Source organism: Paracandidimonas lactea (assembly GCF_021653995.1).
Lineage (GTDB): Bacteria > Pseudomonadota > Gammaproteobacteria > Burkholderiales > Burkholderiaceae_B > Allopusillimonas > Allopusillimonas lactea.
In genome coordinates this window covers 1-12,457 of the sequence record NZ_JAJJOZ010000013.1, presented here as the reverse complement: position 1 = coordinate 12,457, position 12,457 = coordinate 1, and the positions used below count along the sequence as shown (strand labels likewise).

Below are 12,457 nucleotides of genomic sequence, written 5' to 3'. Positions count from 1 at the left end.
TAGCCGATGGACTTACAGGATCGAACCCATGAAATTGCTGTTGGTCGAAGACGAGACCAAAACCGGTGATTATGTACGCCAAGGGCTAGTTGAGTCCGGCTTCGTTGTGGATCTCGTACGCACTGGCTTAGACGGGCATCATTTGGCCCTGACTGGTTCTTACGATTTGATTATCTTGGACGTCATGCTGCCCGATGTGGACGGTTGGCGTATCGTCCAGGCGCTACGTGATGCGAAATCGTCAATGCCGGTACTTTTTCTGACTGCCCGGGATAGCGTGGAAGATCGGGTCAAAGGGCTAGAGCTGGGCGCAGACGATTACTTGGTAAAACCGTTCGCTTTTTCAGAGCTTCTAGCGCGCGTTCGTACGTTATTAAGGCGGGGCGCCACTCCTGCTTTCCAGGATCAGTTACAGATCGCCGATCTCGTTCTCGATATTCCACGCCGCCGAGCTCAGCGCCAAAACGTGCGTATTAATCTTACGAACAAAGAGTTTGCCTTGTTGGAGCTCTTGGTACGCCGGCAAGGCGAAGTGCTGCCTCGCTCGTTGATCGCTTCCCAGGTTTGGGACATGAACTTTGACAGCGACACCAATGTCATTGATGTCGCGATCCGACGCCTACGCGCCAAAATCGATGACGATTTTGATCCTAAGCTTATCCACACGGTTCGCGGCATGGGTTACATGCTCGATGTGACACTCCCGGAATAGTTGATGAAAAGACGGCCGGCATCCCTAGCTGTACGGCTTACCGTTTCTATTGGGGCGGTCATAACGGTCGTACTAATCACATTCGGCTGGATCGTAGAACGGTCGATCAACAACCACTTTATCCAGCAAGATATCGATGAACTGAATGCCGTCGTTCAGGCCTTAAAGCACACGCTAGCCACGCTACCGCCTGATATAGCACCCGCAGAATTGAACCAGCGGTTTGCCAATGCCGTGTCTGGCCACCATAACGCTCAATATCGCATTTCCTCGGATTCCGGTGCTTTGATCTATGCTACGCCGGGTTCGAACTTGGACAGGTTCGCTCAAATCGCTCAGCCCGTCGAGAAGATCACTATCGACACGGTTGGCATATGGCAAGACCATGGCGTGACATTTCGAGGAGCTGTACTACGGACCGGAAGCGACAGTTTCCCTGCGCCGCGCATCTTAACCATCGCAGTCGCCACGGGTATCAATTTCCATCTGCATTACCTGGAGAGCTTTCGGGACTACCTTCGGATCATCACGGTTGTGGCCTGTCTCATTGCGATTTTGGCCACATGGCTCGCCGTGCATCAAGGCCATGCACCGATACGCCGCATCAGCCGCGAAATCCGAAAAATCAGGCCTGATCAGCTGCATATACGACTCGAACCGCACGCCATGCCTACTGAACTAGTCGAGCTCGCCAGGTCTTTTAACGGAATGCTTGAGCGGCTTGAGGACGTCTTTCGCCGTCTCTCCGATTTTTCAGGCGACATCGCGCATGAGCTTCGAACCCCCATCACGAACTTGAAAACCCAAACTGAAGTCGCACTTTCTCAGTCCCGCAGCGTCGAACAGTACCGGGAGATCTTGTACTCGAACTTAGAAGAGTACGAGCGCATGGCCAAAATGGTCAGCGATATGCTGTTCCTCGCTCAGGCCGACAACAATTTACTTAAGCCTGAGCTCGTCGAGATTGACCTTGAAGCCGAGATCAAGGTGCTATTTGACTACTTTAGTGCCTGGGCCGAAGAACGCGAAGTGCAACTGGACGCTGTCGGCGGCCCAATGCTCGTCCGTGGGGACAGGCTCATGATACGCCGGGCCCTAAGTAATCTACTGTCGAACGCCATTCGCTACACACCGCGTGGACGTAGCGTTACGGCATCGCTCAGTCTTGAATCCGACAAGGCAATCTTCTGTATCGCGAACCCAGGGCCGGTCATAGCTCCGGAACACCTCACCCACATTTTTGAACGGTTCTACAGGCCGGATTCATCGCGCCATCGCAGCAGTGAAGGTTCGGGGCTGGGTTTAGCTATCGTGAAAACGATTGTGGAGGCCCATGGAGGGCGAGTCAGCGCCAGTTCGACGGCGGACGCAACCCAGTTCGAAGTAGTGTTTCCAGCGTCGCAACATTCAGTGCGCTAGCAACGCTCCTGAGCCGCTATGGCTGTTATCGCCGCGTTCCGAGAGCAAGCCTATCCCCGCTTTAGAACAACGGTCGAATTCAAAAAGCTGATACCCCACATCCAATAATTCCCATCTGCCTTCATCTGACTGGCCACAATCTCGGCATGGCGCGACGCATGCTGATGACTGATAGATGAACGGTATCTCGCAGCGAAGGGCCGTTGTCTTTACAATCTTTGCCTCTCATGCTGTGCCGTTAACTGTCACAATGACCCAAGGTGAAGTGAAGTATATTGTCGATCGTGCAAATTTATTAGATATGTATTTTCTCGTCGGTCATATACTGATTCACAATCGTGTCATAATGTATCAAACTACTGGAAAAAATCCCTGACCCTTTACATCATGAGCATCGGCGAGCGCCTACGTATCGCACGTACGAAACGAGGCCTAACCCAAGAAGCGTTGGCCGGCCTGGTTCAGGCTTCCCTGACCCAGGGCGCCATCGCACATATAGAAAGCGGTCGAAGCGAGTCCTCCCGCCACATGGTTTGGATCGCTGCAGCCCTTCGAGTCCGCGCTGAATGGCTCGTTACCGGACAAGGGGAAATGTTTGAGGATGAGTGGCCCTGGCCCGGAATATCTAGGGATTCCGTATCAAAGCTGCCAACGGTGGTCTTGGAAGACATTGGCGATTACATCGAGATGAAACTCGCCAAGCATGGCACGAACAGCGGCGGCGGAAAAACAGAATCAGGCAGCTAAACAGCTATTCAAACGAGTCGCCGTAGCCCATCGTCGCTTCTAGACGGTCGCTGAAAAACTACACATAGCCCAGGCGCCACCTTTAGCCTACAACGAGTCAGAGCGATTCACTTTGCTTCATTTCGAAGCGCGCCAAGCATCGTCCTTATAAATTTACACGATCCATATGACTGATTCATATTAGTTTTGTATTGACTCTTCTAAATAGATACGTAATGATTGCACCAAGCCTGCTCTTTAACAACGCTACACCGATGAATACCGCGCCCTGCCCAACGACGGCGGTGCGAGTGCGCGGCTACCCGAGTCGTCAGCATCTTGCGGGGCGACAGGCACCTGGGTAGGAGCAAAACAGGTGAAAAATCATCACTCCCCCGGGCCGGTAGAGACTGGCGCAGACTGAGGGAAACTGATGACGATCCGTACCCACGGACGCCGGTACTGCCAACAAAGGCAGGCCACTCTCGACGGATGGCGCGTAATCCGTTGATGACAGCGGCAAAGACCGCAGTTCTCAGCATCCCGACGAACCGCGACAGCGGGCCAGCGGCGGGCTCCGCCGAGAATGATCGAAGCATACGGCCCCCATCGTGGCATCTTGGAGGGCCGTCCACAAAGGCGCCGGTCGCGCCTGCTTTGGAAAGCATCCTGAACTTCATTCTCCCAGGGTGCTTCCCAAGGTCTAACGGAGGAAGAAATGAAGGAACAGCAGGACCAGCCACAAATCTTTGGCTACCCGTCAACCAGATACCACACCCCGCAGCCGCCCGATCAAGCACTTCTTTACCGGATCCACACGGCCGAAGCCAAGCTTGGGGTATCCCGGTCAACTATCTATCGGCTGGTCAACGAAGGCGAGCTGGTACTGATCAAGATCGGCAAACGATCCAGCGGCATCACGGCAGCCAGCGTGCACGCGCTTATCGAGCGTAACAAGGCGCTTGTCAGTTAGGCCATCGCGCCATTTATTTTCATCGAGGCCGTCCGGAAAGGGCTACAAATTTCGGACGGATATGTTCTTTGTCCGAAAACAAATACCAAATCCAGCGTGCTTCAAGTCGTCGCCGACCTGAAGCAACGCTTGAATACGAATCTCACATAAGCGGCTTATGAGAGCGTGACATTAACTACAGCTCACACAGTTACGGCGCATATGGAATCGAACCGCAGGCCACTTTTGTTGTTTTTTAGCACCTGTACCCCAGCTTGTACCCCACCGTTCCCGTTCGATGGAAAAAGCGCATAGATGTTGGCTTCAACCGCGTTGATTAGATTCCGCCCCAGGCCACCAACGATTTCTTTTTTGAGTTCCATTGCAACCTAGCAAGACTCAAAATCAACATAGAAATCAATGACTTCTGCGTCACATCATCGCAGATAGTCGCAAGTGGTCGCAGTGGGTTTCACATTTGGCACCCCCCTGGCTATTACCCAAAATATCGTTGGGTAATAACTACGGAATCAGGGTATTGCAAATGCTGACCACCAAACAAATTGAAGAACTTCACCACAACGGACGCGACCGCTTAGTCGCAGATATATCCGGTCTTTTCCTACGCATACGCCCTTCGGGCAAGTCTTGGGCGTTTCTTTACACCCACCCCACATCAGGCAAGCAAGTACGCATCTCTTTTGGTACCTATCCAAAGGTACAGCCCACTACTGCACGACAACTGGCACGCGATGCCTTTCAATTGATCGCTGTCGGTAAAGATCCCAAAAGCGAAAAGCTGGAAAAACGCGAAGCCGCACGCCTGCGAGATCTCGCCAGCTTCGAACAAGTTGCTCGTGACTGGCATAAACACGCTACCGCCACGCATGAATGGACGGCAGGCTACAGCCACCGTGTGCTTCGTATGATGGAGCTGCATGCATTCCCACGCCTGGGGAAGCTGCCAATCGGGCTTATTACGACCACAGACGTATTGGATACCTTGCAGGCAATTTCGTCCTCTGGCACCCGCGAAACGGCTGTACGACTGCGGGAATCAATTCAGCGGACGTACCGCCATGCGGTCACGCGCAATGTACTGCTGCCCACTGAAAATTTCATGGCGAAAGGCGTCGCAGACTTTACCTTGCCTGCCCCACGCGTCAAGCATATGGCGGCAATTCTCGATCCGGTGAAGCTTGGTCAACTGCTACGCGACCTGGATGCCTATCGCGGCAGCGTGATTACCAAGACAGCTTTACAGCTGATGCCCATGATTTTTCAGCGTCCAGGCCAAGTCCGACAAATGCTGTGGGAGCAACTCGACCTGAACACCGCCGTCTGGAGCTGTCCAGGAATTCAGGTGAAGCAAACCAAAACCCGCCGAGCTCAAGGTGGCGGAGCGGATCACATCGTGCCACTACCGTACCAGGCGGTCGAAATCCTTAAGGGTCTACAAAACATTACCGGCCCCTCCGGGCCTGTTTTCAGAAGCATCAGCCGACGCTCTGAGAAAAGCCGATTTAGGTCCGACAACACCGTTAACGCGGCCATAAGGAGCCTTGGGTACTGCACACAAGATGAAATCACCGGCCACGGTTTCCGTGCGACTGCCCGAACACTAATTCGTGAGCGTCTTGGCTTTGATGCTGAGATCATTGAGCGTCACCTAGCCCATGAGTCCAAAGAAGAGCTCGGAAGCGCCTATGATCGAGCACAATTCGACGAGCAGCGTCGTCAGATGATACAAGTGTGGGCTGATTACCTTGACCAGTTAAAGAGCCAAAGAAACCAATCGGCACAGACCCAAAGCGATGTCACTATTGCTGCATCTATGCTTGATGCTAACTAGAAAAAAGGAACCTTCATGGCGACATTCACCACTTATTACCGCGCAACCACAGCCCAGGATAATATAAGGCAGGTTGCAGAAAAACTTAGTTCTACGGTAAGCAATGCCATATCGGACGGATACTGTGTGCTGTCTATTACTCCTCATGTGGGTATCATTGATGGTATTTCTTGCACAATTGGCTACACAGTTTTTGCGTCTAAGAAAACGCCAGAAGAAAATACACAATCTGATCCTCTCTCCATGGTCATCGCCGTTTGAGAAAGCTAACCGTTGTTGACCGCGTAGAAAAGCCCGTATGGCGGGCTTTTCTGTTTAGGCAACGTCAAAGATACTGCATAGGGCGCTTGCCGCTGCGGCGTTGTCTGTCACCATTCATCTGTCTAAATCTAGGCTCGGCCTGACAAATACTATCGGACAAGAAACGACCCAAAGCGGACATCGGAGCAATGAACTAGGCCGATAACAGGCCCCATGGATTCATTGAACATAACGCCCGTGTCCAGCCGTGTCAGCTTGCTGGCATCTACTGCAACTGTTTGTTATGTGCGCATCAAGCGTGCACCAGTATCCTGTATTTGCTCTATTTTCCTACGTCTCAAGACGAGACAAACCTACCCGAGAATCAAGAGTCGCTTGTCGCCATACTCGCAGCACCCTTCGGGCGAAAGCCGTTTTAGCCAAATCAAGGTTCCGCTCGATGAGATTCCTGTCAGCGCTCGTTACTCTCATCCCTACCATATCAATAAAGTCCGAGAAGAACTGTTGCCAGCTTTCCGGCCAGTTTTTGTAGAAGTCAACATAAGGTGAGAATTCTCACCCTTTAAAAACAATGACTTACAGAGCTCCGGGAACCAAGATCGGCTCAGTTGCGCTCATAAGGTGAGAATCCTCTCCCAGTCGGACTGGCGACCGCTACTTGGACAGCTCCTGTCCAAGGATCACCCATCAGTCAAGAAGTTGCGCCATGTCCCAACCCCACAGGAGTTAAGCCCTTTATTCTAAAGGATTTCTCCCTGAGCTTGAGCGGGCCTCTGATGCGTACCCATGAGGTTTTTGACCGCTCCAAGGCTAATAGCTAACGATCAGCCCTCCCGTGGAGGCACAAGCGCCGTAACCTTGGGCGAGACCCACGCTTGCGCCAGGCTGGACGAATTGGGCAGGGCAAGTCCAGGGGGCGACGGTGTTCGTGGACAGATCCCGTTCCGCAGCCCGAAGCCACCCCAAGTCGTCAGGCCGGCGAATGAAGTGAGGAATCCTGGAAAACCTGCAGGGCTTCGCTTCGCATAGCTCGATACATAGCACGACAGCGCTCTCGACCGGCCACACTTTATGTCCGAGCAGACCTCCTTTTAGCAGAACTGGACATTTGTTAGTACGATTGCAACAAAAGTCGCAATCCGTAACCAACGACATGGAGGGGGTATGGCTTCCGCAAGGCAAGATTTTGAGAGCTTTGTCAGATGGCTCTATCGGCCAGAACAACAGAGTTCGGTAGATGCTCGTCGTCTAGCTAGACTGGCATTAGATAATTTTGATGCGTTAGCGGGGACCTCTAGGCAGCGCAATCAACGGTCAGCCTTTATCGTCGAACTGATGCGTCAACACTTGGAGCATACCGTCGATGAAGCGCCGGTGGCGGGGGCCGCAGTGCAGGAAGGAGCATGGCCATGGACTCGGTTACGGCGCCTCACGCTTGGGCCATTCCGAGGATTCAGAACTCCGGAGCCGTTCGACCTAGACAAGCAAATTACTCTTTTCTACGGCCCCAATGGAAGTGGCAAAACAAGCCTGTGTGAAGCACTGGAATATGCCCTGCTAGGAGACGTAGAGGAAGCAGGACTTAAACGTATAGCGGCACGCACCTACCTCATGAACGTCCATGCTCAACGCTTTGAGGAACCGGCGCTCAGTGCAATCGATCATGAAGCCCGCGAAATTGAAGTAATTGCAAACCCTGATACCTACCGCTTCTGCTTTATCGAGAAGAACCGGATTGATGCGTTTTCTCGAATCGCTGCACGCCCGAATGCCCAGCGCGCCGAGCTGATCGCAACGCTTTTTGGCATGGAGCAATTCAGTGATTTTGTCAGCCATTTTAATGAGAGCATTGATACCCAGCTCATTCTAACTGCAGAGAAGCAAGGGACTCTAGCCGCTCGCCGTGCAGCACTGAAAGTTGATCACGAAACAGTCCAAGGCGAGGACGCTGCGTTACAGAAGCTCGACAATGAAGAAGCTGAGCTGGCACGAGCGTATGCACCCGACATTTCGTATGCTGACCTCAAGCACTTAGTTGGGAGTGCTGAAACCCCCAGCCGCCTTCAAGAGCTTGATGCCATCCTGGAAACGATTCCCCCAGCGACGATAGGCGTCACTAGGCAGAGCCTTCAGGCCGCTTTTGAAAAAGCACACACGATTCAAAATGAACTGGATGAGATTACCGCAACTCTCCGCGCTCAGAGTGACGAAGTATCCTTCAAAGGACTTTATGACGCCGTCGTCGCACTTCAGAAGACAATAGGTGATCGCTGCCCAGCTTGCGATACACCATTGAATGGCCCGGCGCATGTCACAAGCAATCCATATGACAAGGCTGCAACTGGTTTAAAGCAACTCGAAGCGTTAGGACAGTTGCAGGAAAAGCAGCAGTCTAAGCAGACAGATGCAGCGCGCGCCTCTCGCGAACTTCGAAAAATATTTGGATCGCTACAGACCTTCCTCACTACTCAGCAAGAAGAGGAAACACCCCTCGGAGCATATCTTTCTAGTCTACCAGAAGAACCCGAAGGCGCATGGTGGAGGAACATCCGCCCAGCGACAAGCGGGGAGCACGAAGAGACGCCGTCACTCGAACAGTTGCTCGAACAGTTGCTCGAAGTGGCTGATCGCATAGCAGCACAGGACATAGCGTCCGAACGTACACTGCAGGAGCGTCAACCCCATGTTGCTGAGCGACAAAGACTCGCTGAGTTTCAGCTCAAGGTGCAAACGCAGGATCTCAAACGTCAACAGCTGCGGGAGAATATCGCCGCAGCAAATGGCAGAATTAATGATTTCGATATAGAGAATGCTGAACTAATTGCTGAAGTTGAGCAGGAAAAACGGGACATCGAGCGTGACTCTCCATTCAAGGTAGCCTATGACCTGTTCTTGGAATCACTGAGGTCGTACCGAAGCCAGCTCCCAGGCCAATTGATGGCAGGGCTCAATGAGGCCGCTATGAAGCTCTACAACTCGTTCAACCGAAACGACCTAGACGCCGACAAACTAGCTGCTCTTTATCTCCCACTGGCGGGGGATGACAAAATCGAGATTGAGTTTCGGGGAAATCCAGGTCGGCGTGTGGACGCACTCCATGTGCTCAGTGAAGGGCATATCCGCTGCCTTGGGTTGGCGATCCTGTTGGCGAAAGCCAAGAGCATTCAATGCCCAATCATCGTTTTTGATGATGCCATCAATGCTATAGACCATGACCATCGTGGCGGCATCAGAGAAACAATCTTTGAGAGTGATCATTTCCCACAAACTCAACTTATTGTGACTTGTCACAGCAATGAATTCATTAAAGACATACAGCAGCATTTACCTGTTCAGCGGCGTAACAACTGCCAAGTGTATCTACTCCGTCATCACGATGGAAATTATCAACCTCGCGTAACAGGCAATGTACCCAGTGCAAACTACATTACCAAAGCAAGAGAAGCCAGAGATGTGCTGAATGACCGTGATGCCTTGGCGTCGTCGCGTCAAGCGCTGGAGATGCTGTCTGAGAAGGTTTGGCGTTGGTTAAGCAGTCACGATCAAGGAGTCCTGAATTTGATGCTCGCTGGGGTCAATGCAGAACCAGCACTGCGGAATCTTTGCGAAGCGTTGGCGAAGAAACTCAGAGACGCACAGACGTTCAATCACGCCAATAAAGCGCCTATTCTCGCTGCCTATGGTCGCATCCTCGGGATTCCGGCAACCAATTTGATATGGACGTACCTGAATAAAGGTACACATGAAGAGGCTGATCGCGATGACTTTGACGGGGATCTGGTGGAATCTGTTGTCGCAACCCTTGAAGAGCTTGACGGACTTGACCTGAGGCCGGGCAGATAGTCCGTTTTGAGATATTTTAAAGTGTAGTAGTTCCGACTTGATCTGACAAAAACCGTCGGGACTGCCAGACAGGAAACGACCCGAAGCGGACTTTCCCCGCGGTTGAGCCAGTACGACAAGCCGAAATTAAAGGAACACCTAAATGAGAATGAGCACGGCCAGCATCGCATCGATCCCGACGGATGATCATGTCGAGGACGCCGGCCGTTTGCTAGCGCCCGCCTATTTCCCGCGCCGGCTTGCGATCAGCGAGAAGGATTGTCTCGACAGCCGTGTCGACGAAGCTGGACTTCTCTCTATGCCCGGAAACAAGATCGTGCTCGGTGAGCCTGGCATGGGCAAGAGCGAACTGATGCGCGAGCTCGGACGACTGCTTGAGGTTGAGCCACTTACCGCCATCCGCTTCCTCAATGCCAGGAATCCAGTCAAGCTGCTGCCGACGGGTAAACCATTGTTGATCGATGGTCTCGATGAAGCAATGTCGCGGCGCGAGGGCGACGCGGTCGACGCGATCTTGGCTCAGCTCGAAGAAGCGGGGTCACCGCCGTTCATTCTCTCGTGCCGATCGCGCGAATGGCAGGCGCGCAGCGTGACGAGTTTGCGTCGGCTTTACGGCGCCGAGCCGCGTGTCCTGACGCTCGAATCTCTTGATCGCAGTGAAGCGCAGGCGTTTCTGCTGGCGCTGAATCCGAGCTTGGATGCTGATCATGTGCTCGATCACCTCGCGAGCTATAGTCTCCAAGATCTTTACCGTAACCCACTGACGCTTGGCTTGATCCGGCGTGTCGCGGAAATCGACTCGCAATTGCCGGCGACGCGCGCAGCATTGTTCGAGCGCGTCTGCACCCTTATCTGGCCTGAGCATGATGTCGATCGGCAAGACGAGGGCCTGGCCCAACTGACGCAGGAAGAAGCACTCGACGCCGCAGGTGCAATCGCCGCCGGACTGCTGTTCGATGGAGCTGAGGCCGTCAGCGCGGCAGGCGCTGCGCAGGTGCAGCAAGGCGATGTCCGGCTCGCAGATCTGGAGGCCTTGCCCAAGGCCAAGGCCGCACGTGTGATCTTTTCGTCCAAGCTGTTTCACAGCGTCGGATCGTCGCGCGCGAAGCCGATCCACAGAGTCATCGCTGAATATCTCAGTGCGCGCTGGCTCGCATGCCAGGCGGTGACGCCGCGCACGCAGCGACGCCTGCTCGCCCAATTACATGGCAGCGGCGGCGTTCCGGCAAGCCTGCGCGGGCTTCATGCTTGGCTCGCCTATCACAGTCCGGCGATGGCCGAACGGGTCATCTCCGCGGACCCCTATGGCGTGCTGCGTTACGGTGAGGCCAACGCGCTAACGCCGCATCTGGCGGCCTGCCTGTTCGAGGCGCTGAGTCGGCTCGCCGAGGATAATCCTTATTTCCGAGCGGCAGACTGGGACAGCAAGACCGCAGCCGGATTGATGATACCTACGCTCAAACACAAGATTGAGGCGATCATCGCCTCGGCGGCGAGCAGCGAGCATTTGCGCTCGCTGCTGATCGAGGGGCTTCAAGGTACGCCACTTGCAGCCCAGCTTGCCGATACGTTGGAATTGATCGTACTCGCACCCGAGCGCTTTTATCGCGAGCGCTACGATGCGGCTGTGGCCCTGCTCCCGCATCGTGACCGGGCGTGGTGGCGCACGACGATCGCGATGCTCACCAATCAGGGCGGCGAGGATGCACCGCGGCTTGCGCGTCAAGTGATCCAGCTGATCGATGCCGACGTCTCAGACGACCTGTTGGTCGAAACACTTTTCGCTGAAATGGGGGTAACCAGTTCTCCGCTACGCCGCCGGACGGGGCGGCGCGTCCATACCATCCGCAGCTATGAGCCACTATTTGCCGTGATCTCGTCGGAGCGACTGGTCGGGGTGCTCGACCTGATCTCCGATTATGCAGAGCTGCTACGCAATGCAGACTGGGAACTTACCGACGAAGTGGCCGATATCATTGCCAATCTTGTTGTTCGCGGTATTGATGAAGGCATGATAGGCGTCGTCGAGGCACCGTCCCTGTGGCGCTGGCTCGAAATAATCGAGCAAGTGCAACACTATCATCGCGACTCCCAGCAGACGCTCGCAGCGCGACTGAGAACGCACGACGCATTGCGCCGCGCAGTCCAAGCGTACGTGCTGGCGAACGATCGCCGTAAGGACAGCCTTTGGGTTACTGTACTCCATTTGCAGCGTCGCTTCCTACAACTGGCTGAGCGACCTGACGACATCATCATCCTATTCGATCGGCTCGCCCTAGGCGACAACAAAGATCCGGTGCTGCGCCAAGACTGGCAAGATTTAGTGCGTATCGCCTGGGGAGCTGATGGGTTAGATCCCCGCGTGCGCGCGGCTGCGGAGCGATTCCGCCGTGGCGACAAGCCGCTCGGCGATTTCCTGCGTAAGCTCGAAAATCCCGAGAAGCCCAAGTGGGCGGTCCGTCAGGAGAAGGAAGCCGCAAAGCGTGAGCGTAAACGCAAGGTTGCGTTTGAGGAGGCACGTCGCTCATTTGGCATGATGCGTGACGATCTGCGCGCTGGGAAGTTGGGTGCGATCTTGCAGCCGGCACAAGCCTATTTCGACCGCTTCTACGACCTGAATCGAACCGGAAATCGCGGAGGCTGTTGGGTTAAAGTAAAACAGGTTCCTCAGCCGGTGCTGCAAGTTGTCGAT

Annotated in this window: 9 protein-coding genes; 8 read left to right on the top strand and 1 reads right to left on the bottom strand. The window is 54.1% G+C overall.

All coding sequences use genetic code 11. The features are described from left to right. Window positions 1-28: 28 nt before the first annotated feature. The 4 genes from LOL23_RS17860 (at window position 29) to LOL23_RS17850 (ending at window position 3,830) form a co-directional block, all read left to right on the top strand. A complete protein-coding gene (locus tag LOL23_RS17860; RefSeq protein ID WP_237174015.1) occupies window positions 29-712 on the top strand; it encodes a heavy metal response regulator transcription factor in 684 nt (227 codons plus the stop codon). Window positions 713-715: 3 nt separating this feature from the next. Then, complete coding sequence (locus tag LOL23_RS17855) at window positions 716-2,131, top strand: Cu(+)/Ag(+) sensor histidine kinase (RefSeq protein ID WP_237174014.1); 1,416 nt, start codon at window positions 716-718, stop codon at window positions 2,129-2,131. 387 nt (window positions 2,132-2,518) lie between these two features. Further along, the gene (locus LOL23_RS19105) at window positions 2,519-2,878 is read left to right on the top strand and encodes a helix-turn-helix domain-containing protein (protein ID WP_369414146.1); all 360 of its coding nucleotides are present in this window, start codon (window positions 2,519-2,521) and stop codon (window positions 2,876-2,878) included. Window positions 2,879-3,575: 697 nt separating this feature from the next. Beyond that, window positions 3,576-3,830, top strand: a complete 255-nt coding sequence (locus tag LOL23_RS17850) for a helix-turn-helix transcriptional regulator (protein WP_237174013.1) — start codon at window positions 3,576-3,578, stop codon at window positions 3,828-3,830. A 182-nt stretch (window positions 3,831-4,012) separates the two neighbouring features. On the opposite strand, the gene LOL23_RS17845 is transcribed toward LOL23_RS17850, so the two are convergent. After that, a complete protein-coding gene (locus LOL23_RS17845) occupies window positions 4,013-4,192 on the bottom strand; it encodes a hypothetical protein (protein ID WP_237174012.1) in 180 nt (59 codons plus the stop codon). 161 nt (window positions 4,193-4,353) lie between these two features. Here LOL23_RS17845 and LOL23_RS17840 point away from each other — a divergent pair, with 161 nt between their 5' ends. From LOL23_RS17840 to LOL23_RS17825, 4 genes are all read left to right on the top strand, one after another. Further along, window positions 4,354-5,661 (top strand): tyrosine-type recombinase/integrase, encoded by a 1,308-nt coding sequence (locus LOL23_RS17840; protein WP_237174011.1) that lies wholly within the window; start codon window positions 4,354-4,356, stop codon window positions 5,659-5,661. Between the two features lie 15 nt (window positions 5,662-5,676). After that, window positions 5,677-5,922, top strand: a complete 246-nt coding sequence (locus tag LOL23_RS17835) for a hypothetical protein (RefSeq protein ID WP_237174010.1) — start codon at window positions 5,677-5,679, stop codon at window positions 5,920-5,922. A gap of 1,164 nt (window positions 5,923-7,086) precedes the next feature. Beyond that, window positions 7,087-9,765 (top strand): AAA family ATPase, encoded by a 2,679-nt coding sequence (locus LOL23_RS17830; RefSeq protein ID WP_237174009.1) that lies wholly within the window; start codon window positions 7,087-7,089, stop codon window positions 9,763-9,765. Between the two features lie 142 nt (window positions 9,766-9,907). Continuing rightward, window positions 9,908-12,457 (top strand): NACHT domain-containing protein (locus tag LOL23_RS17825; protein ID WP_369414145.1); only part of this gene is annotated, 2,550 nt, incomplete at its 3' end.